The following is a 25791-nucleotide window of genomic DNA, read 5'->3' as shown; positions in this document are numbered from 1 at the left end:
CATGTAGGAGAAGCTCAGTGTCGGAAGCGCGCAGGCGGTTTTCCGCACACGTCAGAATTTTGGCAAACGGCATTTGTGGCAGGTATGAGCGACAATACGAAGGTTCACACACAAGTCAAAGCTGAAACGGCTGGAGATCAAGGTACCGGCGCTCCCCGGACCGATCCGGGAGCTGCAGACGAAAACGTCTCCGCGCAGAACGACGCCGCCACACAGTCCGGGACGCTGCGCAAGCCGTTCTGGCTCAAGGTGTTCGGTCATGACCTGACAGCACCCTTTCTTCTTTTGCTCCTGTCGCTCCTCTTGTTCGTGCCGGGCCAATGGACGGTGCCTCCGCTTGACCGCGATGAACCGCGCTACACCCAGGCGACCAAGCAGATGCTTGAGACGGAGGATTACATCGATATCCGGTTCCAGGAGCAGGCGCGTCACAAGAAGCCGGTTGGCATTTACTGGCTGCAGGCCGCTGCCGTGAAACTGACCGGACATGGCGTCGATGCGCCGCTCTGGGTCTACCGGCTGCCGTCGATCATCGGCGCCGTGCTCAGCGTACTTGCGTCCTTCTGGATGGCCCGTGCCTTTCTCGGTCCTTCCGGGTCATTGCTCGTCGGCGGCTTCGTGGCGCTTGCGATCATCGTCGGTGTCGAAGCCCGGCTCGCAAAAACCGACGCAATGCTGTTTGCGACGGTCATCGTCGCACAAGGCGCGCTTGCGCGGATCTGGCTCAGGGACGCCGATCAGCGCATGTGGGGGTTGAGCTTCCTGTTCTGGACCGCGCTCGCCGCGGGCGTGTTGATCAAGGGGCCGGTCGGACTGATGGTTGTGGGCTTTACCGTCGCGGGGCTCATGATCGCAGGCAGGAAGGTGAAATGGTTCAAGGCCGCGTCTCCGCTGCTCGGTTTCTTTTGGTTCCTGCTGCTCGTTTCGCCCTGGTTCGTCGCCATCTGGATTGCGACGGACGGAACGTTCTTCACCGAGGCGATCGGCCGGGACCTTCTCGGCAAGGTCGGGCAGGGTCAGGAAGGACACGGTGCTCCGCCGTTGACCCATCTGGGCGCCATGTTCGGCATCTTCTGGCCGCTGCCGGCGTTTTTCCTGATTTCGCTTCCGTTGATCTGGAAAGAACGCTCAAGCCCGCTTGTGGTGTTCTCGTTGGCCTGGTTCGTTCCGACCTGGGTCGTTTTTGAATTGGTGGCCACGAAGTTGCCGCACTACACCTTGCCGATCCTGCCGGCGCTCGCGTTGCCTGTGGCTGCTGCTCTCATGGAAGGCGCCGGGGAGGCGGCCGGCAAGTGGATGAAGCGGGTGGGCGTGGTTTTGCTGGCGCTTCCACCAGTCGGTCTTGCCGTGATATCGTTTGCAGGGCCGTTCGTGTTGGGAGTCTGGCCGTCGCCACCGGGGGCCGTCATCATGGCGATCGGCGCGGTTTTCGGTGTTGCGGCCGCATCCAGGCTGAGCAAGGGGATTGCGCTTCACGCCTTTCCGGCGGCAACGCTAAGTGCTGTCTGCATCGCGATCGGGTTCTGGGGCTTCGTTGGTCCCGCCCTGACCCCTATCTGGGTCAGCCCGCGCCTTGTTGCCGCAATCGACGAGATACCCGGCTGCAGCGCCAGCAGGGAAGTCGTCACCTCGGGGTTTCACGAACCGAGCTTCATTTTCCTGGAAGGGACGGGCACGCGCATCATTTCACCCAAAGGCGCCGCGGAGTTTCTTGCCGAAGCATCGCCGGACGGTGGCGGCGCATGCCGCGTTGCCGCGATCGAAAGCAGGGAAGAAACCGCGTTTTTGCAGGCGGCCAAGGAGATTGGTCTTGTGCCCGAGGTCCGAAAGAGGGTAGACGGCCTCAACATCAATGGCGGCGACGACGTTGATATAGCTCTATATCAGAAAGCCGGCGCGACAACGGGTGCAGAAGAAAACGGCAATGTCGAACAGCAGTAACAACGTCTGGCGGATACTGGCGCGCATGCGCGGGAACATTCGCCGGGCACAGATGCTGTTCTCCGGCCGCAGAGAACGGGCGCGCCATAGCCTGGATCCTCTGCCGCCCGGGCAACGGCCACAGGATATCTTCGCCATTCTCCTGCTGACTGTCGGGATTGCGGTCGTCGTGTTTGACGTGCCGACCTATCCCTGGCTGCGCTCCCTGCCGAACGAATACAGAAACGCGTTCCGGGCGTTCACGGACTTCGGCAAAGCGGACTGGATCCTGATCTCGACGGGCCTGACATGTCTTTTTCTGCTGGCGCAGGACGCCGGCCGCTACGCCTTCCGGATACGCATGGCGATCGGGTCGCTCTTTACCTATGCCGCGTTCATTTTCTATTCCGTGGCTGCAACGGGTCTTCTCGCGATCGCCTTCAAGTGGTCTCTGGGACGGGCGCGGCCGAAGCTCTATGAACAGGTCGGGCCGGTGCGTTTCGACTTTCTGGCATTCGACGGCACCTATACAAGTTTCCCGTCCGGCCACTCGACGACGGTGGCGGCACTTGCCACGGCGCTTGCCTTCATCTTCCCGGCCTATCGCTGGCTGATCGTGGTTGCCGCGTTCTGGCTTGCCTTCAGCCGCGTCATGGTTGGTGCGCACTATCCGAGCGATGTCATCGCCGGAACACTTCTGGGCGTGACCTTTACCTTCTTTACCGTCAGGGCCATGGCGCGCCGCAGGGTCGGGTTCCACCTTTCGTCCGCGGGAAAGATCGAGCCGAACATGAATGCCAGGTCAGCGCGCGCGTGCGTGCGTGCGGTCTGGAGGGTCCTGCGCGGCCAACGCGGTTTGCATAGGGTGCCGGTCGAACCCTTGCGGCTGGAAGAGACAGATCGGACAACTTGATGCCAAAGAGTTTTATTGAAGGTCTGGCGGAAGAGACGGGGACCCTTGCCGTGACCGTGGTCGTTCCCGCCAAGGACGAAGCGCAGAACCTTCCGATCCTTCTCGACGAGATAGAGGCAGCGCTCCAGGGACGCAGTTTTGAAGTGATTGTCGTCGACGACGGGTCCTCCGACGGAACCGATATCGTGCTGCAGGATTACGCGGCAACGCACGACTGGCTTAGGCCTGTGCGGCATCAGACCTCCTGCGGACAGAGTTGCGCCGTCAGAACCGGCCTGCACTACGCCCGCGGCAATGTTGTCGCCACGATCGACGGAGACGGTGAAAACGATCCCGCCTATATTCCGCAGCTTGTCGACGCGCTCGAACAGGCGGGCGCGTCGACGGCGCTTGCTGCAGGACAGCGGCTCGGCCGCAAGGCAAGCCTGGCGAAGCGCTACGCGTCGAAATTCGCCAACAAGATCCGCGGTGCGATCCTGAAGGACAAGACGCGGGACAGCGGCTGCGGCCTGAAAGCGCTGCGCCGCGATGTCTTCCTGCAATTGCCCTACTTCGACAGTTGGCACCGGTTCTTGCCCGCTCTTGTCATCCGGGAAGGTTTTGATGTCGTGCACATCGACGTTCAGGACAGGCAGCGACGCCACGGGTCATCGAAATACGGGATTTTTGACCGCGCGCTGGTCGGTGTGCTTGATTTGTTCGGCGTCTGGTGGCTCAGGCGCCGGCGCAAGAAAGTGCCGTCCGTCCGGCCACTGACGTGACCGGTTTCTGAAACATCAAACATGACGGGTTTCATTCCCGACCGGACCAATTGGACCTGCCAATGAGTGCTCTTTACGACTGGATCTACGCTGTTTTCGTCGAGCAATTCGATTTCTGGATCATCCTGGGTTTCTTCGCCCAGGCCATGTTCATGATGCGGTTCGTCATACAATGGATCGCGTCGGAACGCGTCGGTCGGTCGATTGTCCCGGTCGCCTTCTGGTTCTTTTCCGTCGCCGGCGGCTCGCTGCTGCTGATCTACGCAATTCAGCGCCAGGACCCGGTCTTCATCGCCGGGCAGGGGCTTGGTCTGATCATCTACTTCAGAAACCTGTGGCTGATCTTCAAGGAAAAGCGCGAAGACCCCACCATCTGAGACCAGTCGGCTGAATCAGCCCGTTCGGATCAGGCGCGGAGCGGCCGCCTTGCCGGCGGACGCAGCCAGGAGCGTTATCCGAAGGCCTTATCGAGGGCCTTGCTCAGATCGTTGATGAGATCCTCGGGATCCTCCAGGCCGATATGAAGGCGGATCGAACACCGGCTCTCGTCGACCGGTGTCACGGAGCGCGATCCCTTGAGCTTGACCGGAATGGCGAGACTTTCGAACCCGCCCCAGGAATACCCGAGCCCGAAGATCTTGAGCGCGTTCAGGAAAGTGTTTGCCTGATCGCGTGTGGTTCCGGCGACGAAGTCGAAGGCGCAGAGGCCTGAAGCGCCGCTGAAATCGCGTTTCCAGATCGCATGGCCGGGATCGGTGTCCAGTCCCGGATATCTGACCTGGGCGACAACGGGTTGGTCCTGCAGCCAGGCCAGGACGTCGAGCGTGTTGCGTTGATGCCGCTCGAGACGCACGGACAGCGTGCGAAGACCGCGAAGTCCGAGATAGACGTCATCCGGCGCTACGTGACAGCCCATGGCACCGTGCAGTTCATGTAGGCCTTCCCACGCACGTTCACTGGCCGCGATTGTACCCAGCATCGCATCCGAATGGCCGACAATGTACTTGGTACCGGCCTGGATCGACAGGTCCACCCCGAGCGCAAGCGGCTTACAGAAAAGCGGTGTCGCCCAGGTGTTGTCCATGAGCACCAACGCCCCGGCCGCGTGCGCCGCCTGGGCGATCGCGGGAATGTCCTGCATTTCGAAGGTGAGAGACCCCGGGGCTTCGGTAAAGACCGCGGCTGTATTGGGCTTGAACAGTGCTGCGATGTCTGCACCGAGCGCCGGATCGTAGTAGTCGACCTCAACACCGAATTTCGGCAGCACTTTATCGGCGAAATGCCGCGTCGGATGATAGGCGGTATCGGTGATCAGAATGTGGTCCCCCGATTTGACGCAGGACAGCACGGCCAGGGACACGGCATTCAGTCCTGAGTTGGCGAGAAGGACGCCTTCAGCACCTTCTAGCTCCTTGACCGCCTCTTCTAGGGAATCGGTCGTGGGATTGCCGCGTCTTGCATACGTGTATTTCTGCCCGCCCGGACGCATGGTTTCGACATCTGGAAACAGCACGGTCGATGCGTGCACGACCGGAGGGTTCACGAAACCATGGAAACTGGCGGGATCGCGCCCCGCATGCGCGAGCTTCGTGTCGGTTTTGATGGGTGTTTTGGGATCGATGTCAGACATGAGCGAAAGATTTCGGATTTGAGGGGGAGTGATCTCGGGGTTGTACCCGCTAAGGAAGGCTTATTCCAGCCACGTCCGGCACCTGTCAACGGGGTGCCTGGATGGCCGTTTGGCCGTCGGGTCTATTGATAACCTTGTTTTAAGGTTAACGCTGTGCGGCGCGGGAGAAAATCGGGATGAACTCTTTTTGAGCATTGAATGATTTCGAAATAGCCATGTTCGCTATTTGTGCATACTCGGCCGCCCCATTTGGACGTTCTGTTGCGAAATTTGACGAGATAATGACAGCAAGTACTTGACCCGAACAGCCAAATGCCATCGTATGGGCGCGTTGGGTGGAACGGGAGAAATCTGGAGGAAGCCGCGCTGTGGCAAGCGCTCGTCCGCAAACGAGACGCAGAGGAGGCCTCCCGCTGAGTTCCAACACTAAAAAAAAGTATGGGTAACAAAAAAGGCTGCATATCCATGTCCAATAAAATCCTTCCACTCGTTCTCGGCGCTGCAATGGGCGTCGCTGCTTCGACAGCTGCGGGTGCGACAACCTTGGAAGATGTCAAGGCGAAAGGCTTCATCCAGTGCGGTGTGAGCCAGGGTCTGCCGGGCTTCTCCAATCCGGATGCTCAGGGGAACTGGACCGGTCTCGACGTTGATCTCTGCCGCGCTATGGCCGCAGCAGTATTCGGCGACGCTTCCGCTGTAAAATTCACTCCGCTGTCCGCCAAGGAGCGCTTCACGGCTCTGCAATCCGGTGAAGTCGACGTTCTGTCGCGCAACACCACCTGGACGATGTCCCGTGACACCCAGCTTGGCCTGAACTTCGCTGGCGTGAACTACTACGACGGTCAGGGCTTCATGGTCCGCAAGGATCTCGGCGTGACATCCGCGCTTGAGCTGTCCGGCGCTTCTGTCTGCACCAACACCGGTACGACGACCGAGCTGAACGTTGCCGACTACTTCCGTGCAAACAACATGCAGTACGAAATCGTCGCCTTCGAAAAGGCCGACGAAGTTGTGGCTGCCTATGATGCCGGTCGTTGCGACGTTTACACCACGGACGCCTCCGGCCTGTATGCACAGCGTCTGAAGCTGACCAACCCGGGCGATCACATGGTTCTGCCGGAAATCATTTCCAAAGAGCCTCTTGGTCCGGTTGTCCGCCAGGGCGACGATGAGTGGTTCAACATCGCTAAATGGACTCTCAACGCGATGATCAACGCCGAAGAAATGGGCGTGACCTCCGCAAACGTCGATGACATGAAGGGCTCCGACAATCCTTCGGTCAAGCGTCTGCTGGGCGTTGAAGGTGCTTTCGGTGAAGGCATCGGCCTGTCCAACGACTGGGCGTACAACGTCATCAAGAACGTCGGCAACTACGAAGAAAGCTTCAACGCCAACGTCGGTCCGGACACTCCGCTCGGTATTTCCCGCGGCGTGAACGCACTGTGGAGCGATGGCGGTTTCCTCTACGCTCCGCCGGTACGCTAATCCTCATTCCTTGTGAGGAAAAAGGGGTTCCGGCAATTTGCCGGGACCCTCAATAAAACAAATCCGCGCATCACAAACCGGATAACCGGTGAACGCGTGGGGGAACACCTGCTTCATAAGCCGATAGGGAGCACGCACCAGCGTGTTGCAGAAGCAGATAAAACGTGAAAGAGGCGAGGCGACAGGCCGGGCTCTTTTCGTGAACTTGGGCGAGGTTCTATGTCAGTAATGGAGCAGGACTCGGCGGGGGCGCCGGCGCGTGCTTCGCTGATGAACGATCCAAAAGTCCGCGGATACTTCTATCAGATCCTTCTGATAGTGCTGCTGCTGACCTTCGGATACATCATCGTGACGAACACTATCGCCAACCTGGAACGGCAGAACATTGCCTCGGGTTGGGGATTTCTTGAGAATACTGCCGGCTTCGGCATTATTCAGTCGCTTGTACCATACACGGAAACGTCGAGTTATGGACAAGCCATCTTCGTAGGTTTCCTGAATACGGTTCTGGTTGCGGTCGTCGGCATTTTCATCGCGACGATCATCGGCTTCCTTGTCGGTATCGCGCGGCTTTCGAACAACTGGGTCATCAGCCGCATCGCCTATTGCTATGTCGAGCTGGTCAGGAACGTTCCGCTGCTTCTGCAGATCTTCTTCTGGTATTTCGCGGTTCTGCGCGCAGTTCCCGGCAAGCGGGAAAAGTGGTCGCTCTTCGACACCTTCCATCTGAACATCGCAGGCTTGCGCGGTCCGAAACCCATCTGGGAGCCAGGTGCGGAATTCATCGGTTATGCGCTGATCATCGCGATCGTCGCCTCCGTCTTCGTGTCCCGTTGGGCACGCAAGCGTCAGGAGGAAACAGGTCAGCAGTTCCCGGTTTTCTGGACCGGTCTCGGTCTGATCATCGGCCTGCCTGTGATCACCTATTTCGTTACCGGCATGCCGATGACGTTGGAACACCCGAACTTCGTTGAGACGGGACCGGCACTGCGCAGAGGCTTCGAACTGGGTGTCGGGATGAACCTCATTCCGGAATTTCTCGCTCTGACGGCTGCGCTGGCGATCTATACCGCTGCCTTCATTGCGGAAATCGTTCGCGCGGGTATCCAGGCGGTCAGCCATGGACAGACGGAGGCATCGCATGCCCTCGGTCTGCGCCAGGGACCGACCCTGCGCCTGGTGATCATCCCGCAGGCAATGCGCGTGATCATTCCGCCGCTGACAAGTCAGTACCTGAACCTGACCAAGAACTCGTCGCTCGCGGTCGCGATCGCGTTTCCCGACCTGGTGTCGGTGGGAGGCACCGTGCTCAACCAGACCGGTCAGGCAATCGAAATCATCGGTATCTGGATGGCGGTCTATCTGTCTCTCAGCCTGATCACATCGGCCTTCATGAACTGGTACAACCAGCGCATGGCGCTCGTGGAAAGATAGGGAGCGCACATCATGGCTAACACTGATATCTTTCAGATGAGAACGGAAGAAGCACCGACATTGCCGGCGCCGGTGTCCACCACCGGTGCTATCGGATGGATGCGCAAGAACCTGTTCTCCTCAGTATTCAACACGATCCTGACGTTTATCGGTATCCTGCTCGCTTACTGGATCATCGCACCCTTTATCCAGTTCGCGTTCATTGACGCGGTCTGGACGGGGGACAACCGTGAGGCCTGCCTGCCGCAGGACGGCGGTCACGGGGGCGCTTGCTGGGCATATGTCGAGGCATATTTCCCGCAATTCATCTATGGCCGGTACCCGTCCGCCGAGACATGGCGCGTCGATATCGTCTATGCGCTCTTCGCTCTGCTCCTGGTGCCACTTGCCATCCCGAGCGCACCATTCAAGCGAACCAACGCGATCCTGTTCCTGGTGGTGTTCCCGATCGTGGCGTACTTCCTGCTCACCGGTCTCGTCATCGGCGACACGGTCGTGCTGCCGATCGTTGAAACCGCGGTTTGGGGCGGTCTGCTTGTCACGCTTGTGATCGCGGTGACCGGGATCGTCGCATCCCTGCCACTGGGCATTGCACTGGCGCTCGGCCGGCGGTCCCAGATGCCGATCATCAAGCTGGTCTCGATCATCTTCATCGAGTTCTGGCGCGGCGTGCCGCTCATCACGGTGCTGTTCATGTCGTCCGTGATGCTTCCTCTGTTCCTTCCCGAAGGCGTGACGTTCGACAAGTTGCTGCGTGTTCTGATCGGCGTGACGCTGTTCTCCGCAGCGTACATGGCGGAAGTCGTGCGCGGTGGTCTGCAGGCCATTCCAAAAGGACAGTATGAAGGTGCAATGGCGCTGGGTTTGCGGTTCTGGCCGATGATGTATCTCATCATTCTGCCTCAGGCGCTGAAACTCGTGATCCCGGGCATCGTCAACACCTTCATCGGGTTGTTCAAGGATACCACTCTGGTGCTGATCGTCGGCATGTTCGATCTTCTCGGCCAGATCCAGTCGTCCTTCACGGATCCCACCTGGTCAACGCCAAGTCAGGGCCACACCGGGTATCTGTTTGCGGCGATCGTATTCTTCGTGTTCTGTTTCGGAATGTCGCGATACTCCATCTTCATGGAGAACAAGCTTCATACCGGACACAAACGCTAACGAACTGCAGCCGGAGCGCGCGGACGGCCGCAGCGCTCCGGTCCTTCGAAATTTTGGAGTGAACCCATGAGTGAAAATGCAGTAAACGCGGAAGAGCTCTCCGCCGACCGTTCGAAAATGCAAGTGTCCGACACGGATGTTGCGATCGAAATCAACAACATGAACAAGTGGTACGGCGACTTCCACGTCCTCCGCGACATCAATCTGAAGGTGATGCGTGGTGAGCGGATCGTTATCTGCGGACCTTCGGGATCCGGCAAATCGACGATGATCCGCTGCATCAATCGGCTGGAAGAACACCAGGCCGGCCAGATCCTTGTTGACGGTATCGAGTTGACGAACGATCTGAAGAAGATTGACGAAATCCGCCGCGAAGTCGGCATGTGCTTTCAGCACTTCAACCTGTTCCCGCATCTGACGATTCTGGAAAACTGCACACTGGCACCGATCTGGGTGCGCAAGATGCCGAAGAAGGAAGCCGAAGATATCGCGATGCACTACCTTGAGCGCGTGAAGATCCCCGAGCAGGCCCTGAAATACCCGGGTCAGCTTTCCGGCGGTCAGCAGCAACGCGTTGCGATTGCGCGCTCCTTGTGCATGAACCCCAAGATCATGCTGTTCGATGAGCCGACATCGGCCCTCGACCCGGAAATGATCAAGGAAGTTCTCGACGTGATGGTCGGTCTTGCCGAGGAAGGCATGACCATGCTCTGCGTCACCCACGAGATGGGCTTTGCCCGCAAGGTCGCAAACCGCGTGATCTTCATGGATGCCGGCCAGATCGTTGAACAGAACGAACCGGAAGACTTCTTCGTGAACCCGCAGCACGAGCGCACGAAGCTCTTCCTGAGCCAGATTCTGCATCACTGATCAGCTGCGTCACCAACAACAAACAACAGAAAAGGCCCTGGAACATGCGTTCCAGGGCCTTTTCTGCTTTCTCGTGGAGCGTCCGCCGGACGGCGTTCGTCTGACGGCCGTCATGGTTCCCCGGTCACGACCTGCGTGTCGTCGCGGCCGCCCCATTCGGTCCAGGAGCCGTCGTAGACGCTGACATCCCGGACGCCTAGGACGGTCAGTCCCAGGGTGAGGATCGCGGCCGTCACGCCTGAGCCGCAGGTCGTGGTAATCGGTTTCTGCAGATCGACACCGGCGTCCTTGTAGATCGCTTCGAGGTCGGCGCGTGCGCGAAATGTTCCGTCTTCTTTGATCAGCTGCGTGAAGGGAAGATTGAGTGCATTCGGCATATGGCCCTGACGCAGTCCCGCTCTGGGCTCGGGTGCGGTACCGGCGAAGCGATCTGCGGACCTGGCATCCAGCAACTGTCGGTCTCCTGTCTCGCTCGAACGCCTGACCTGCGCCAGATTGGCGACCGCGCCATGATTGAGCCGGGACGTGAAGTGGCTTTGCGGCTTGCGCGGAACGTCGTCCGTGAAGGGCCTGTTTTCTGCGCGCCACTTCGGAAAGCCGCCATCCAGCACATAGACGCTGTCGGCACCCATCGTGCGCAGGGTCCACCAGACCCGTGGTGCGGAATAGAAACCGAAATCGTCATAGACGACGATCGTCTGCCCGTCGCCGATCCCGAGCTTGCGCATGGCAGAGGAGAACACATGCGGCGCAGGCAGCATGTGCGGCAGGTCGCTGTCCTTGTCGCAGATTTCGTTGACGTCGAAAAATACCGCACCGGGGATGTGCGCGTTCGGGTAAACCGGCGGCGCATCAGGATGCGTGACCGGTGGCATCCAGGCGTTGACGACCACCAGATCCGGGGAGTCGAGATGATCGGCCAGCCATTGGGTCGAAACAAGCGGGTGGTCGGACATTGAAACTCCTCAACTCTGGTAGAGCCCTTTGGATTTGTGCCATTCCTCGATGGACAAATCGGGATAATTCTTGAAGTGGACGTGCCCGATGCCGAGCGGCACCTCGATCCAATCGGGCTTGTAGTCAAGCATGATATGGACGGTTTCAGGCGGCTTTGGCAAGGGGGTGTCGATGACACCGGCATGCGGATGAACCAGATCCGGCCAGCGTGGATCCCAGACCCAGAGATGCGTCCCGCATCGCGTGCAGAAGTGCCGTTCGGCAGGGCTCTGTGTACCGTCGATCTCTGCGTGATAAACGGCTTTCGCCTCAGTTCCTGTCGTCTTCAGACTGTCCGCATCGCCCATGAGGTTTATGGCATAACCGGCACTGCCGCCAACCTTGCGGCAGATGGAACAATAACAACGCATGTAGGGGTAGGGGGTCTTGCTCTCCAGCTCAAACCGGATCGCCTTGCAATGACAACTGCCGGAAAGGTGCATGATCTTGCCTCCTCTATGCCCTTCAGTCCGCAAGACCTATGCGAACCCTTCTGTTCTGTTTGCCTTTCTTCTCGGTTTTGCCGATCGAAAGTTCCCCGATTTCCGAGGTTCTGGAAACGTGGGTACCGCCGCACGGTTGAAGGTCGACATCCTTTCCGATCCGGACCAGCCTGACCCTGCCGGACCCTCTGGGCGGTTTGACGGACATGGTTTTGACGAGCGCCGGATTGGCGTCGAGTTCTTCGTCGGTGATCCACTCGGTACTGACCTCGTGATCGCCGGCCGCAAGCTCGTTGAGCACCTTGTGCAAGCTGTCCTTGTCAACTGTTTCGTCGCCCATATCGAAATCAAGACGACCTTCCTTGTCGCCGATCTGGCCGCCAGTGACGGGAAAGGGCAGGGCGACGGAGAGCAAGTGCAGCGCCGTGTGGACTCGCATCATCCTGTAGCGCCGCGCCCAATCGACATGCGCAATCACCTCGCTGCCCGGTTCAGGCAGGGATTGGCCCTCCGAAGGTACATGGACAATGGAAACCCGGTCGGCGTCATAGACGGTCGTCGCGATCTCGATCTGTGTGCCGTCGGCAAGCTCAAGGTGCCCGCTGTCGCCGGGCTGGCCGCCGCCGGTGGCGTAGAAGACGGTTCGATCGAGCAGGAGGCCGCCGCGCTCGTTGACGCCCGTCACCTTTGCTTCGCACGTGCGCAGGTAGGCGTCGTCACGAAACAGGGGCGTGGTCATGGTCGTCTCCGGGGCATCGTGTTACGGGCCGGTGAGCAGCCCGCTGGAAGGGTGAAACAGTCCCGCAGCCTATAGACCCGGACGTGATCCGTCGACCTTTGTTGCGGATCTGAAATCACGTGCCGAAGCAATGGTCCATGACGATGGTCGCGGCCGCCATGTTGCCCATGTGCAGGGCGGTCGGCGTATTCTGGTGCCCCGGATAGGTGAGGTCCCCGGCGGCGTAGATATCGGGCTCTGACGTGCGAAATCCGTCGTCGACGGCCACGTAGCCCGCATCCGTCATTGTCAGATCCAGCGCGGCCACCAGACTGGTCTGACGTTGATGGGGAAACACCAGCAGGCAATTCAGGTCCGTCGTCGCACCGCCTGGAAGTTCCGCGCGTTGCAGGTTGCCGTTTTCCGAAACCAGCCGATGCGGCAGTCCATCGATGATTTCGGCGCCGAGGTCCCGGATCTGCTGACGCCTGTCCGGACTCGGCGATAGCCCGGGGGCAATGAAATAGGTGAGGTTCGGCGTCCAGTTGCGGTAGATCTCCGCGGCATCGAGCACCTCGGCGCGATGCGCGAAGATACCCCAGCGCGCGTCTTTCCATTCGATCCCGTGGCAGAACGGACAGTTGATGACGCTTTGGCCCCAGCAGGTCTCCAGTCCCGGCAGATCGGGCAGGATGTCGATCATTCCGGTTGCCAGAAGGACCTTCTTTGCCCGGATGGATGATCCGTCATGGCGCAGCAGCTCGAAACCGTCCGGCGCACGCTTCAATTTGCTGATGCCAACGTCCTCGATGACGGCATAGGGATAGGAGCCGATATCGTCACGAATCTCTTTCCGGACGTCACCTGGCGCGCTTTTGTCCAACCCCGGCAAAGCGGCCACGAAAGGCGAGGCCGCGTTTCTGGCGGGGGTCGGAGCATCGAAGACGATCGATGTCATCATGGAGCGTGACAGCGTCAGTGCCGCCGCGAGGCCCGCCGGTCCGCCGCCGATGATGGCCACTTGTTTCTTTTCCATGCATGTTCCTCTTGGCTCGGCTGTTTGGCCCGACGACGAAAAGCTTCAGCGCGGGACCTGCGTGGCACCCGCAGGCATCCGGCCGACGGTACACCCGGACAAGCGTGACTGCCTGCGAACACCGGCAAAAGCGACTGCTTTCCTGATCATAAGAATGCAGATGGGGATCGTGACCGCAACGAAATATACGTTCGATCATCCGGCATGCGCTGCGCTCGGCCGGGATGACCCGTGTGCAGAAGAAAACTTCATCCTGAGGAAGCGCCTTGGCGCTGTCTCGAAGGATGGGCCGCGCACTCAGCAAATGACGCCCATCCTTCGAGACAGGCCTTTGGCCTTCCTCAGGATGAGGCCCGGATTGGCGAAACTTGCTTGACTGAGGGATTTGGTTGAAGAACCCATTGTCCCATCATCATCACCCCGGGCGAACGGCGTGAGACCTCGGGCGGGACCCTAGAGGATCGGAGACAACAGCCGGGCACCCTGGGCGAAAACGCGGAAGACGTAGCTTCTGGAGCGGAATGCGTCCGGCCATGTCAGTCTTGCCTTCTCGAAATCCGCCTCCAGCATCGCCTCGACGTTGTGGATCATCCGCTCATGCGTGAACCACAGGGTCAGTTCGAAATTGATCTGGAAGGACCGGTTGTCGAAATTCACCGTTCCGATCGAGACCAGGTCATTGTCGAGCAAGGTTACTTTCTGGTGCAGGAAACCGTCCGTGTACCGGTAGACCTTCACGCCGCGCTGAACGAGCGTGTCTTCGTAAGCATGGGTTGCGAGCCACACTGTCCAGTGGTCCCGTTTCTCGGGCAGCAGGATACGCACGTCGACGCCGCGCATGGCCGCGGCTGCAAGTGCCGTCTGCACGTCGAGCGACGGAACGAGATAGGGTGTCGTGATCCACAGCCGCTCCTTCGCACGCGCAGCGGCCTCAACGAACGCGATGGCGCACTCCTCGAGTTTGTCCGCAGGTCCGGTCGGCATGACCAGAACCGACTCGTCGCCCGGCATCGGAATGTCGCGAACCTGCGGCAGGTCGATGCGCTCGCCGCTTGCCCACAGCCAGTCCTCAACGAATGACAGCGCGCAGGCAACCGCCGCAGGGCCTTCCACCTTCACATGGGTGTCGCGCCAGTGACCGAACCAGCGATCGCGTCCGACATACTGATCGGCGACGTTGTGGCCGCCCACGAATGCGGTACGGAAATCGATGACGACCAGCTTCCGGTGATTGCGGTAGTTCAGCCGCATCGGACCGAGAAGCCGCAGGAACTTGTGGTTTTCGTTGAAACCGCACACCTCGACCCCGGCATCCTTGAGGCGATTGAGAAAGGCTCTGGACAGCGAATGGCTGCCGACGTCGTCATAAAGAAACTGAACCCTGACGCCATCCCTGGCACGCGAGATCAGCGCGTCCGCCATTTCGCGCCCGAGTTTGTCGTCGTGAATGGCGAAGAACTGAAAGAAGATGCTGCTTTCGGCGGCCGCAATCGCATCCTTGATCGCGGAAAAGGTCGCATCGCCGTCGATCAGCAGCTCCGATGTGTTTCCGGCGAGAAACGGGACGCCGGCGACACGTGTCAGCACGGGCCAGTCCCGGGTTTCCTCGTGATCCGTAAGCCCGAGTTCGTCCGCGCGTCGTGCTCTTTCGGCACGTCCCAGCGATGCCTGTATCTTCGCGTAGTCCGAAAACGACCTCCAGCCGAAGACGAAATAGAGCGGAACGGTCAGGTAGGGCAGGAAAAACAGCGACAGCAGCCAGGCAACGGACCCTTGCGAGGTCGTTGAATTCATGACTTCGCGGACGGCGCAGATAATGGCGGTGGCGTACATGAGCACCACGAAGGCGGCAACGAGACCGAGATTGTTCGCCATCATGTCGAGAATGCCGACATCGGTGACGGCGTCCTGGATCACGGCCTGTGCGTCTGCGCCGTCCTGCGCAAGGGTCGGGTCATCCTGCCCCATGGAATTTCAAACCATGTTGTTCGGGCTCACTCGAACGGAGCCTGAAGTGTTGTCTGCTTTTCGAGCCAATCGGGCACCGGCAGATTCTTCGATCTGAGAAAATCCGGATTGTAGAGTTTTGAATGGTACCTGGTTCCGTGATCGCAAAGGATGGTCACGATTGTTTTTCCGGGACCGATTTCCTTCGCCAGCCGCCGGGCGCCGGCGAGATTGATCGCGCTTGAGCCGCCAAGAAGCAGGCCTTCATTTTCGGCCAGGTCAAAAACCAGCGGGAGCGCATCTTCGTCGGCGATCGTGTAGGCGTAATCTACCTTCACGTCCTGAACGATCGGTGTCTTGCGGCCAAGCCCGATTCCCTCGGAGATGGATCCCCCCTCGGACGCGACGGCTTCCCCCGTGGTGAAGAGCGATTGCATCGCTGCACCACGCGGATCGGCGCAGCCGATGACGACACCAGGCTTGTTTTCCTGAAGGTACTGGGAAACGCCAGACAGTGTGCCGCCGGAGCCGACGGCGCAGATAAAGGCATCCACACGGCCACCGGTCTGAGCCATGATTTCCGGCCCGGTGGTGACGTAGTGCGCCTTCTTGTTATCGAGATTGTTCCACTGATCGGCGAAAATGACCCCGTTGGGCTCGCTCTTGGCCATTTCCTCGGCCAGACGGCGGGCGACATGCTGGTAGTTGTTGGGATCCCTGAAAGGTTTTGCGGGAACCTCAACAAGCTCTGCGCCGCACAGACGCAGCATGTCTTTCTTTTCCTGGCTCTGTGTTTCCGGAATGACGATCACTGTCCTGTAACCGCGCGCGCCGGCGACAAGGGCAATGCCGATCCCGGTATTGCCTGCGGTTCCTTCGACGATCACGCCACCCGGCTTCAGATCGCCCCGTGCTTCGGCTTCAAGGATCATTTGCCGCGCCGGTCTGTCCTTCACGGACTGTCCAGGGTTCATGAATTCGGCCTTGCCAAGAATTTCACAGCCTGTTTCCTCCGAGAGGGCTTTCAGGCGAATCAGGGGGGTATTGCCAATCGCGTCGACAACGGAAGCGGACACTGTCATTTTTTCATTCCTGGCTGATCTGGCCATCGAGCGGGAAAAGGCCAAATGGTATTCATAGGACCGGGACGCTAAAGGCAGCAGCATCCAGGATCAAGTTTGCAATTTAAGTGCTTGGCCTTCGAATGCCAGCACCGGCAACCGTTTTGCGATGGATTTTCCGCTAATCCATTGAAAGTGAGCATGGAGTTGTTCTGCAAAACCACTGGATGAAATTTTAAATTGGAATATTTTTGGTGTAGAACATGATCCGGACAACGTTGCACTACGTACCGGCAGTAAAGCTAATCGGGTGCTTGGAGTTAAATGAGAGCGGAAATGGAAAAGAACGTGACCGGAATGGACGAACTGCTTGCTGGCTATGCGGCCGGTACGCTGTCCTACCCGGCGCAGGCGCTTGTCGGAGCGCATCTGGAACTGAGCGACCAGAACCGGGGCTATGTCTCGTCGCTGGAAAGCCTCGGTGGTGTCAGCTTGAGTGACGCCGATCCGGTTGCATTCGACGACCGGGACTCCATGCTTTCGGCAATCTTCAGTGACGACGCTCCTCTTTCGAACGATAATACGCCTTTGGTGCAGAGCGGCAGCAATGTCCCGCATTCACTGCAGAGCATTGTCGGACGGTCGATGGAAGGGTTGCCCTGGAAAACGCTGCTTCCGGGCGTGAAAGAGTGCAAGTTCGGCGAAATCGACGGTTGCGCGAGCAGCTTGATCTGGGTGCGCGCTGGCCGGGCCATGCCCTCGCACACGCACCACGGCACGGAACTGACACTTGTCCTGCAGGGCGGGTTCACTGACGAAGACGGGCACTTCGTGTCCGGCGATCTTGCCTTTGCCGATGGCGATGTCGATCACAAGCCGATTGCCGACGAAGGCGAAGACTGCATTTGCTTTGCGGTGACCGCAGGGCGTCTTGAGCTGACCGGACCGGTCGGCCGCTGGTTTGCACCTTTTATGCGGTAATCACAAATCCGCACTCCGGGGCCTGTGCGTATAATCAGTACAGGCCAAGGAGATCGTATTGCCTCAGACACAATTCGTTGCACACCCCACACACGGAGCTGCCTGGATAACGGGAGCAAGCTCCGGCATCGGCTATGCACTTTCCCTCGCACTGGCGAAAGAAGGCTGGCGCGTTGCCGCCACGGCGCGCTCCAAGGATGCGCTGGAAGGGCTGAGCGCAGCTGCACGGGACCTCCCTGGAGAGATTGTTGCCTATCCCGGCGACGTAACAGACACGTCGCTGATGGCGGAGCATTGCCGCTCGATCGAGAGAGATTTGGGGGGCGTCGCACTTCTCGTGGCAAATGCGGGCATTTATCTTCCGCAGGATGGCCTGGACGCGGATGTCGATGCATTTCGCAAGAGTTTTGACGTCAACCTGATGGGCACGGTCAATGTGCTGCTGCCGGCGATCGAGGCGATGAAACTGAGGTCCCGCGGGCAGATCGCGATCGTGTCCTCGGTCGCGGGATATAGCGGTTTGCCGACATCAGCCGCCTACGGCGCGTCGAAGGCAGGTCTGATCAATATGGCCGAGTCGCTGAAGTTCGATCTCGACCGGGCCGGCATTCGCATTCAGTTGGTCAATCCCGGTTTTGTCGATACGCCGGCCACCAAGTCCAATCCGTTTCCGATGCCGCATCTGATCACGCGAGAAGAGGCTGCAGGGGAAATCATCAAGGGTCTTCAGCACCCTTGGAAATTCGAAATCGCGTTTCCAGGGGCCTTTGTCAGGCAACTGAAGGTACTCAGGATGCTGCCCTACCGCGCCTATTTCGCCCTTGTGTCCAGATCGACCGGGTGGAACAAGAAAAAGCGCACACGCTTGGAAAGTAAAAGGCCGGCTGAAGAGCCGGCCTGAGAATTTCTGGGCTGCCCGACTGATCAGGAAGCCTTGACGTAGACCATCTGGCGCACGTCGATATTTCCGGCGCGGAATCCGGCTTCACAATAGTGAAGATAGAACTCCCACAGACGTTTGAAGCGCTCGTCGAATCCCATCGGCCGGATCTGTGGCCACGCCTGGCGGAACCGCTGCCGCCACTCGGCGAGCGTTCGCGCATAGTCCTGTCCAAAGATCTTCTGTTCGGCGAGGTCCAGACCCAGCGACTTTCCGATGTCGACGAGCCTGCCGGGCGGCGGCAGCATGCCACCTGGAAATATGTAGCGCTGGATGAAATCGGTGCCGCGCCTATAGTCTTCGAACATCGTATCCTGTATCGTGATGATCTGAAGCCCGGCCTTGCCGCCCGGCTTGAGACAGTTGGAGAGCTGGCTGAAATAGGTTGTCCAGTATTTCTCCCCGACGGCCTCGAACATCTCGATTGATGCGATCCGGTCGTACACACCGCGCTCGTCGCGGTAGTCCTGAAACACCACGTCGACCTTTTCGTTGAGACCGGCGTTGAAGATGCGCTCGCGCGCATAATCGTATTGTTCCCGGGAAATCGTCAGCGCCTTGACATGCGCGCCGACCGTCTTTGCCACGTGTTCAGCGAAACCGCCCCAGCCGCATCCGATCTCGAGAACGGAATGGCCAGGCTCGATGCCGGTCTGCTTCACCAGCGACGCATATTTTTCGGCCTGAGCCTGTTCCAGGTTGTTGGTTTCGTTGCTGTAGATCGCCGACGAATAGGTCATCGAGGGATCAAGCCATTCCTTGTAGAAGGCGTTCCCGAGATCGTAATGCGCAGAAATGTTCCGTTTCGACCCCCGGCGCGTGTTGGCGTTGAGCCAATGCCGGACCGAAAGCAGGATACGGGTCAGCGGCCGACCCTGGATCGCCTCAAGGGTCGACTCCTGGTTGATGCAGAACACTTCCAGGAACGTCGTTACATCCGGCGACGACCAGTAACCGGCCATGAAGGCTTCGCCGACCCCGACATCACCCGCCTTGACCACCATGCGGAAGAACCGCCAGTCGTGAATGTCGAGCACGCCGTGAGGTCCGTCCTCGCGGCCCTGGATGCTGAATTTCCTGCCGTCGGGAAAACTGATTTCCAGCGACCCGTAGCGGATTCGCAAGGCAAGGCTGGCAGCCATGCGCGCGAGGCGAGGGGCGCCCTTGAGTTGTTTACGCAGATTATGTCTGGTTAGTGCAACAGGCTCACTCATCGCAAAACCTCTTGAAATGTCACTTGTCCGAAGCCAGTGAAACCGGCCGCTCTCCCAACCGGCCCTGACTTGAACGGTCAACGGGCCGGGGATGGAATGGTACACGCTTGAGCCAGATTTTAAAGGCTTCCCAATGGATTGCCAAAATCACCTTCGCCGAGAGGAAGGGGACGCGGACGCATTCCCTGAAAATCGCACGGGATGTCAGCGGCGTACCGGACCCGGAAAAAGTCGCAGACAAAAGTGGTCCTTTGGCGTCCGTTTCGAGAATCCTGACCCTGACCGCATCGCCGGGCGGCAGCATGCGAAAATGGTAGTGCTGCTCCATGCTGATGAACGGCGAAACGTAAAACTCCTTGGACTGGCTCTGTCGCACGCCTGCATTGCTCATCTGACCGGTTTCGATCGGCAGGACGTAGGTGTGCAGCCCGCCAAACGTATTGCGCACCTCGTAGACGATTGCCGTCAGTTGATCGTCGTCGTCATATGCATAATAGACGCTCAGCGGATTGAACCCGTAGCCGAGCAGCCGCGGATACGCGAGAAGCAGCACCCTGGAGGGCCTTTTGACCGACTTCTTGCCGAGCAAGCTATCGATATGCCGCCTGAGATCGGAGCCGTCGCGCTTGCCGTGATCCTTCTCGTGAAACGAGAGGAGATTGAACCGGTTCACGGAAAAGAAGCGGGAAAGTTTGCGGGCCTTTCCGAGCTGGTCGAGATCAAGCAGCAGTGAGAACACGGAGTAGCTGAACCTGTGTTCTGCAGGCTTCATGCGGTGGTGCATTACCTGACCGGAGTAAATGGACGCCGGACCGTCCGGCGCTTCGCCGTTATCGCTCATGGTATTCCGGTTTTGCCGGGTCATTCCGCCGCTTCCAGATACGCCGTTTCAGTCGGTGCCTTCTCCCATGGCAGCTGCGCTCCGAGCCGCTTTGCCACGGCAAGGCCCGATGCGAGGCCGTCCTCGTGGAAACCATGACCGTTCCATGCACCGCAATACCAGGTGTTGTTCACACCCTGGATTTCTTCCATGCGTTTCTTGGCACGCAGTGCCGCGGCGTCGAACTGCGGATGATCATAGATGTATTTTGCAAACGTCTTGTCCTCGGAGGGCGCTTCGAAAGGATTGAGGGTCACGAACACGGGTTTGCTGCGGTCGATGTTCTGGAGCCGGTTCATCCAGTAGCTGACCGTCACGTCACGTGTTTCGCCCGCATCGCGGTCGGACATGTAATTCCACGATGACCAGACCTTTTTCCGCTTAGGCATCAGGCGTTCGTCGCGGTGAAGGTAGACTTCATTCGGACGATATCTGATAGCGCCGAGGATCTCCCGTTCCTGCGGGCTCGGGTCTCCGAGCATGGCAAGGCTTTGATCGGTGTGGCTTGCCAGGATAACGTGGTCGAAGACATCGCTGTGGCCGCTCGCGTCCTTCACCAGGACTTTCTGGTTCTTTCGCGTGATTTCGACGACGGGCGCCGCGAGCCTGATCTTTCCGGCCAGAGGGGCGAGCAGCCTGTTGACGTAGTTCCTGCTTCCGCCTGAGATCGTCCGCCAAAGTGTGGGTTCGAAGGACAGAAGGCGGTGATTTTCGAAAAACGCGACGAAGCTTTCTGCGGGATAGGAACGCATCTCGTTGATCGGGGTTGACCAGATCGCGGCCCCCATCGCGAGCAGATAGTCATTTATGAACCCTGGTGAATACCTGTTCTTTTCCAGGTAGCCCCCGAGGGTTTCTCCGGTCAGCCTGCCTGCGTGCAGATCCACAACGGACCGCTTGTTGAAGCGGAACATGTCCTTCAGCATGAAAAGGAACCGCGGCGACAACAGGTTTGAGCGTTGCGCAAACACCGTGTTGACCGAGTCGCCGGACCATTCGAGACTGCCATTGTCGGCCGAAAGCGCAAAGCTCATGTCGCTTGCTTCGGTGGCAACGTTGAGGTGGTTCAACAGCGCGGTAAAGTTCGGATAGTTGCGCTCATTGTAAACGATGAAGCCGGTGTCCACCGAAATCGGCGTTCCGTCGTAGTCAATGTCGGCTGTCGCGCTATGGCCTCCGGCCCGGTTTCGTTTTTCGTAAAGCACGATGTCGTGCTGTTCACTGAGGGCCCAAGCAGCACTGTTTCCGGAGATCCCGGAGCCGATGACGGCAATCCGCATGTTCATTCCTTTTCGAGTCTGGGCAGTCCGCAAGGACTTGCGGCCAGGCGAGATTTTATTGCTTTTGTAAAAGGAGTTACGGCGCAGAAATCAGCTCGGATCACGCAGAGCGATGAAATTAATAATTATTTTTGCCCGGCAAAACCGGATGGTGATGCCGGGGCGTCATGCGAAACATGCCGGGCCGGTTCGCTTGTACGCAACAGCGCGCCATTGGCAGACGCAAAACGGGCCCGCTCGGAAAGCGGGCCCGTGAATTTCGTCACGAAAAAAAGAAATAGTCCGGTCAGGCCTGCAGCGTATCAACCAGCCAGTTCCAGGCAATCTCCACGCGGGTTCTGGCGGCATCGAAGAACGCGACAATGTTGTTCCAGACCGATTGGCCGAAGTCTGCGACCTGCAACATCGTTCCGCGCTCGACCGGTTCGTTTTCGGTTTCGATCAGTTCGACGGTCGTTGCGTCCGCGCCTTCATTGACAACCCTGCGGGTCACCATGAGAGCGCCTTCGGTAACGAGACGCGACTCGTCCTTGCCGGCAACCACGGTCTCCTGATCCATCGAACGCACGACAACAGCACGCCCGTCCGGCAGCAGATGCGTCTCGTTCTGATTGACCTCGGAATCGTAAATAACTTCTCCGTAGGAATCGATGAGTTCCACCCACACGGTGTTCTTGCCGTCGAGTTCGATTTCACCAACCCAGATGGTCAGTTCACTCTCCAGCGGATCCTTCTGGTCAACCGTCGCAGACGCAACGGTTACCGCAAGGCGGTCCTCCGGCAGGGTGATGGTCTCCTGAGGAAGTTGTTCGGCTAATGCGCCGCTCGCCATGGCGAGGATGAGACCGAGCGCAATAGTTCCAGCTCTGGTATTCCGTTGCATGTACGCCTCCCAAGGCTAATACAACCAGCTCAACCGCACTTGGGGCACTTGCGGATACGGCCTGTTTTCTGGCTCTTTTCCGCAGGGTTTCTATGTTTTGTGAGCGTGCGCCCCACGCTGCGCGGTCACGATTTTGCCATTATCGCACCACATTCTAGGTTTTGAGTGTAACGAACATCACATTTTTCGGTGATTTCATTTACTTTCTGTAAATAAATGTGGTTTCTGGCCTGCGATTCAAGGTCATTCACCGCGACGTGACCGAAACTATCCTGTTAAAATTGCTGATGAGTTGAAGCTGATCCTGTCATAATTGGCAATTGGTGTGTCTTAAAACAGGCCAATGGTAGCTTTGATTAAAATTTTCGGCAATCGTGAATCGTTCCTTAACGTAAATTTCGGTGCTTTACGTCAGGAATTCTGTCCTAATCATTGGCAGTAGCTTGAAGCACTGGGCATCTCAAACGGAACGTCTCACGACCTGTTTTCGTCAAATATGTCGATGGCGGCTCTCAGCAGCCGCACTTGCTCGGCGCTCGTCACCCGGACGCCGTCCTGCGCAATGAAGCCGAGGCGTATTTCCGGCTGGTTCGATGAGCGGGCCTTCTCCAGCACGGAACAGGAAGCATGTAGTTCGCGCACACCGGTCTCTGCCAGAATGCGCGACGCGTTCAGGTGGCTCACGCCGGACCCGGCCATGATGGAGATACGCGCCTTGGCGAGACGGACAATCTCGGCAAGCGCCTGAAGGTGCTGGTCGGCTTTCCGGCCCTGGCCGGAGGTAAGAATGCGTTCGAAGCCTGAATCGATTGCATCTGCGATCGCCAAGGGGAGATCGTGCAGCGTGTCGAATACCCGATGAAGCGTGCCTTGAAGCCCGCTGTGGCGCAGGGCAGGGGAAAGGAACTCAACATCGAGACGTCCCTCTGACGTGACCGCACCTGTCACGATACCGCTCATGCCGTGTTGACCGGCCAGTTGAATATCCCTGAGCATGATCGTCTTTTCAGCGTCCGAATATCTGAAATCACCCGCACGCGGCCGGATCATGGCATAGACCGGAACGGGCAATCTTGATGCCGCAGCCATCATGCCGGCTGACGGGGTCAATCCACCCTCGGACAGAGCTGCGCATAGTTCGATCCGGTCGGCGCCGTTCTCTGCAGCAATCCAGGCCCCTTCAATCGTGTCGACGCACACTTCCAGGTTCGTGCCGGTCATTCCCCGACGCTCCCGAATATCCTGCGTGCGAAGATGCCTGCGCCGTGCAAACCTCCGTTCTGCGCGAAGTCCCCCCGCACGACCAGTGGTTCTGCGTAGCTTGCCAAGACGAGATCCCGCGTCTTTTGGTCAATCAGTTCGAGAAGCTTACCGTCATTGGACAGCCCGCCGCTGACCGGAATGACGTCAGGGCCAAGCGTATTGACCAGCACCGAGAACGCACGGGAAAGAAGCGTCGTGAATGCGTCGACGGTTTCTGTTGCTTCCGGGGATCCCTGGTGCCAGTCGCGGGTTATCTCACGGCTAGTTAAACGGGCGCCATGCAAAGAGGAATGGATACGCTCCATGCCGCGGGCGGACCCCACGGCGTCAACGCAGCCGACCAGGCCGCAGCCGCAGGCAAAGTGCCCGATCCGGCTTAGCGTTCCACCCGCCGTGGGATCGATGATGGGGCCGTGGCCCCATTCACCGGCAATCCCGCCGAAACCGGTGACGAGATCACCGTTGATCACCAGGCCACCGCCGACGCCGGACCCCAGAATGATCCCGAAGACGACAGGCTTGTTGCGCCCGGTTCCGTCGACGGCTTCGGCAAGGGCGAATGCATTGGCATCGTTGATAATTGCGACCGGAAGGCCGAGGGCTGCACTCAGTTCCTTTTCGACTTCGCGCCCGTGCAGACAGGGAATGTTGGCGACATCGGCAATCCCGGTCCGCTGATCGTAGGCGCCGGCAAGCGAAATCGAGATCCGCGATGTTGCAGGGGCACCCGCCTTCTTCACGGCCTGCACAAATTTTTCCCAGTCGTTTCCGGGGGTCTCTATGCGTTCACTTTCTTCAACGGTACCGGCAGACTGCAGCGCGCCGGACCGGATGAACGACCCTCCAATGTCGTAACAGGATATCATGGCCGGTACGCTGCTCCTCGTGCGCGACAATTGCAAGTCAAATTAGATACCAATATGCAACCAATTAATCGGGCAGTAAATCAAAAAGTCGCGCTGCTGGTCGCCGCGTCTCCCGCGCCGGCGTTACAGAAACGAACGCAAATTGCCGTCGTTCCGTGTCAGGGCATCTTCGGCGGCATCGGCATCCAGGTCCTTCAACAGCATCAGGACCGCGACCTTCAACCGGCCATCTGCTTCCGTCAGCGCGTCCAACGCGTCCTGCGGACTGCAATCGGTCAGATCCTGAAGGATCCGCTGCGCGCGCTGTCGAAGCTTGTCATTGTCCGCCACCAGGTTGACCATGTGGCCCCGCACGGCATGTCCGAGCTTGAGCGCAACAAGCGTCGACATCATGTTGAGAGCCGCCTTTTGCGCGCTCGCAGCGCCGAGCCGCGTTGAGCCGGCGATGATCTCGGGTGGTGTTTTCAGGAGGATGGCGTGTGTGACCTCGCGCATCAGCGGTGTGTCGGCGTTGTTGGCAATGCCCACGGTCACGGTGCCCGCACGGTTTGCCGCCTGAACGGCTCCCAGAGTGTAGCGCGTCGTTCCGCTCGCGGAGACGGCAATCAGGACATCTCCCGCGCCAAGACCGGACTCCCCGAAATCCTTGAGCCCGGCCTGCGTGTCGTCCTCATGCACGCCGGCGAGACTGAGAAGATTTTCGGCGCCGCCGGCATAAAGAATGCACATGCGGTCCGGGGAAAATCCGAAGGTGCCCGGCAATTCGAGGCAATCGGTCAGCGCCGTGAGGCCGGCACTTCCGGCACCCGCATAACCAATCTTGCCACCGGACGCCGCCGCCATATGAAGACACGCCGCCGCCCTGCAGATCTGCGGGATCGCATCGCGGGTGGCTTCGAGCGCTTCCAGCTGCCTCTGGAGGATGATCGAGAGAACTTCCTCATCGGGCTTCGTCGACAGGCCAATGGATTGGGGATCACGGTCTTCGGTCGTCGGCAGGGTCATATTCCGGAAACTCGAACACTTGCGTTTTTTCGCCGAGACAAGCCCAGGAAAAGCAGGTCCACCAAAAGGGTGGCTGTAGCTGCCGACGGTGCCTCGCGGTT

The 25791-nt window shown here is 59.0% G+C and carries 24 protein-coding genes; 10 read left to right on the top strand and 14 right to left on the bottom strand.

Going from position 1 to position 25791, the window contains the following annotated elements; translation table 11 throughout:
* Positions 1-84: 84 nt before the first annotated feature.
* The 4 genes from ACO08A_RS26070 to ACO08A_RS26055 all read left to right on the top strand — a co-directional run bounded on the left by ACO08A_RS26070 (position 85) and on the right by ACO08A_RS26055 (position 3971).
* Positions 85-1941 (top strand): ArnT family glycosyltransferase, encoded by a 1857-nt coding sequence (locus ACO08A_RS26070; protein ID WP_422038756.1) that lies wholly within the window; start codon positions 85-87, stop codon positions 1939-1941.
* Complete coding sequence (locus ACO08A_RS26065; protein WP_422038755.1) at positions 1925-2833, top strand: phosphatase PAP2 family protein; 909 nt, start codon at positions 1925-1927, stop codon at positions 2831-2833. Before ACO08A_RS26070 ends, ACO08A_RS26065 begins: the two co-directional genes overlap by 17 nt.
* Entirely contained in the window at positions 2833-3594 is a 762-nt protein-coding gene (locus ACO08A_RS26060) for a glycosyltransferase family 2 protein (RefSeq protein ID WP_422038754.1), read from the top strand. The genes ACO08A_RS26065 and ACO08A_RS26060 overlap by 1 nt, the downstream gene beginning before the upstream one ends.
* 62 nt (positions 3595-3656) lie before the next feature.
* On the top strand, positions 3657-3971 hold the full coding sequence (locus ACO08A_RS26055) for a lipid-A-disaccharide synthase N-terminal domain-containing protein (protein ID WP_306145069.1): 315 nt from the start codon (positions 3657-3659) through the stop codon (positions 3969-3971).
* 74 nt (positions 3972-4045) lie between these two features.
* Here ACO08A_RS26055 and metC read toward each other — a convergent pair whose 3' ends face one another.
* On the bottom strand, positions 4046-5224 hold the full coding sequence (gene metC / locus ACO08A_RS26050; protein WP_422038753.1) for a cystathionine beta-lyase: 1179 nt from the start codon (positions 5222-5224) through the stop codon (positions 4046-4048).
* 465 nt (positions 5225-5689) lie between these two features.
* Between metC and ACO08A_RS26045 the strand changes: the two genes are divergently transcribed.
* The 4 genes from ACO08A_RS26045 (at position 5690) to ACO08A_RS26030 (ending at position 10177) form a co-directional block, all read left to right on the top strand.
* A complete protein-coding gene (locus ACO08A_RS26045) occupies positions 5690-6709 on the top strand; it encodes an amino acid ABC transporter substrate-binding protein (protein WP_421982891.1) in 1020 nt (339 codons plus the stop codon).
* A gap of 228 nt (positions 6710-6937) precedes the next feature.
* Positions 6938-8143: an amino acid ABC transporter permease gene (locus ACO08A_RS26040; RefSeq protein WP_422041819.1), complete on the top strand. Its 1206-nt coding sequence runs from the start codon at positions 6938-6940 to the stop codon at positions 8141-8143.
* A 12-nt stretch (positions 8144-8155) separates the two neighbouring features.
* Complete coding sequence (locus tag ACO08A_RS26035) at positions 8156-9307, top strand: amino acid ABC transporter permease (protein WP_422038752.1); 1152 nt, start codon at positions 8156-8158, stop codon at positions 9305-9307.
* 66 nt (positions 9308-9373) lie between these two features.
* Positions 9374-10177, top strand: a complete 804-nt coding sequence (locus ACO08A_RS26030) for an amino acid ABC transporter ATP-binding protein (RefSeq protein WP_421982893.1) — start codon at positions 9374-9376, stop codon at positions 10175-10177.
* A 110-nt stretch (positions 10178-10287) separates the two neighbouring features.
* On the opposite strand, the gene sseA is transcribed toward ACO08A_RS26030, so the two are convergent.
* The 6 genes from sseA to ACO08A_RS26000 form a co-directional block, all read right to left on the bottom strand.
* Positions 10288-11133: a 3-mercaptopyruvate sulfurtransferase gene (gene sseA / locus ACO08A_RS26025; RefSeq protein ID WP_422038751.1), complete on the bottom strand. Its 846-nt coding sequence runs from the start codon at positions 11131-11133 to the stop codon at positions 10288-10290.
* A 9-nt stretch (positions 11134-11142) separates the two neighbouring features.
* Entirely contained in the window at positions 11143-11616 is a 474-nt protein-coding gene (locus ACO08A_RS26020; protein ID WP_422038750.1) for a GFA family protein, read from the bottom strand.
* A gap of 22 nt (positions 11617-11638) precedes the next feature.
* The gene (locus ACO08A_RS26015) at positions 11639-12355 is read right to left on the bottom strand and encodes an alanyl-tRNA editing protein (RefSeq protein WP_422038749.1); all 717 of its coding nucleotides are present in this window, start codon (positions 12353-12355) and stop codon (positions 11639-11641) included.
* A gap of 115 nt (positions 12356-12470) precedes the next feature.
* Complete coding sequence (locus ACO08A_RS26010) at positions 12471-13370, bottom strand: NAD(P)/FAD-dependent oxidoreductase (RefSeq protein WP_422038748.1); 900 nt, start codon at positions 13368-13370, stop codon at positions 12471-12473.
* A gap of 453 nt (positions 13371-13823) precedes the next feature.
* Positions 13824-15338, bottom strand: coding sequence for a cardiolipin synthase (cls, locus tag ACO08A_RS26005; protein ID WP_422038747.1), 1515 nt, complete (start codon positions 15336-15338; stop codon positions 13824-13826).
* A 26-nt stretch (positions 15339-15364) separates the two neighbouring features.
* A complete protein-coding gene (locus ACO08A_RS26000; protein ID WP_422038746.1) occupies positions 15365-16399 on the bottom strand; it encodes a cysteine synthase A in 1035 nt (344 codons plus the stop codon).
* Between the two features lie 315 nt (positions 16400-16714).
* Here ACO08A_RS26000 and ACO08A_RS25995 point away from each other — a divergent pair, with 315 nt between their 5' ends.
* Both ACO08A_RS25995 and ACO08A_RS25990 read left to right on the top strand, forming a co-directional pair.
* Positions 16715-17359 carry a ChrR family anti-sigma-E factor gene (locus ACO08A_RS25995; RefSeq protein WP_422038745.1) on the top strand — a complete coding sequence of 215 codons (645 nt, stop codon included), beginning with the start codon at positions 16715-16717 and terminating at the stop codon, positions 17357-17359.
* Between the two features lie 58 nt (positions 17360-17417).
* Positions 17418-18260 (top strand): SDR family NAD(P)-dependent oxidoreductase, encoded by an 843-nt coding sequence (locus ACO08A_RS25990; RefSeq protein ID WP_422038744.1) that lies wholly within the window; start codon positions 17418-17420, stop codon positions 18258-18260.
* A gap of 23 nt (positions 18261-18283) precedes the next feature.
* Here the strand turns inward: ACO08A_RS25990 and ACO08A_RS25985 are convergent, their stop codons facing one another.
* The 7 genes from ACO08A_RS25985 to ACO08A_RS25955 all read right to left on the bottom strand — a co-directional run bounded on the left by ACO08A_RS25985 (position 18284) and on the right by ACO08A_RS25955 (position 25690).
* On the bottom strand, positions 18284-19513 hold the full coding sequence (locus ACO08A_RS25985; protein WP_422038743.1) for a class I SAM-dependent methyltransferase: 1230 nt from the start codon (positions 19511-19513) through the stop codon (positions 18284-18286).
* Positions 19514-19532: 19 nt separating this feature from the next.
* The gene (locus tag ACO08A_RS25980; RefSeq protein ID WP_422038742.1) at positions 19533-20354 is read right to left on the bottom strand and encodes a DUF1365 domain-containing protein; all 822 of its coding nucleotides are present in this window, start codon (positions 20352-20354) and stop codon (positions 19533-19535) included.
* A gap of 20 nt (positions 20355-20374) precedes the next feature.
* A complete protein-coding gene (locus tag ACO08A_RS25975) occupies positions 20375-21673 on the bottom strand; it encodes an NAD(P)/FAD-dependent oxidoreductase (RefSeq protein WP_422038741.1) in 1299 nt (432 codons plus the stop codon).
* 286 nt (positions 21674-21959) lie between these two features.
* Complete coding sequence (locus ACO08A_RS25970; RefSeq protein ID WP_422038740.1) at positions 21960-22556, bottom strand: hypothetical protein; 597 nt, start codon at positions 22554-22556, stop codon at positions 21960-21962.
* Between the two features lie 474 nt (positions 22557-23030).
* A complete protein-coding gene (locus ACO08A_RS25965) occupies positions 23031-23777 on the bottom strand; it encodes a copper homeostasis protein CutC (protein ID WP_422038739.1) in 747 nt (248 codons plus the stop codon).
* A complete protein-coding gene (locus tag ACO08A_RS25960) occupies positions 23774-24685 on the bottom strand; it encodes an ROK family protein (RefSeq protein WP_422038738.1) in 912 nt (303 codons plus the stop codon). The genes ACO08A_RS25965 and ACO08A_RS25960 overlap by 4 nt, the downstream gene beginning before the upstream one ends.
* Positions 24686-24808: 123 nt before the next feature.
* Complete coding sequence (locus ACO08A_RS25955; RefSeq protein WP_422038737.1) at positions 24809-25690, bottom strand: N-acetylmuramic acid 6-phosphate etherase; 882 nt, start codon at positions 25688-25690, stop codon at positions 24809-24811.
* Between the last annotated feature and the right edge of the window lie 101 nt (positions 25691-25791).

Origin of the sequence: Roseibium sp. (genome assembly GCF_965232425.1) — a bacterium.
GTDB lineage: Bacteria > Pseudomonadota > Alphaproteobacteria > Rhizobiales > Stappiaceae > Roseibium.
Note: the sequence above shows the minus strand (reverse complement) of the source record. Positions and strands in the feature narration are given on the sequence as shown.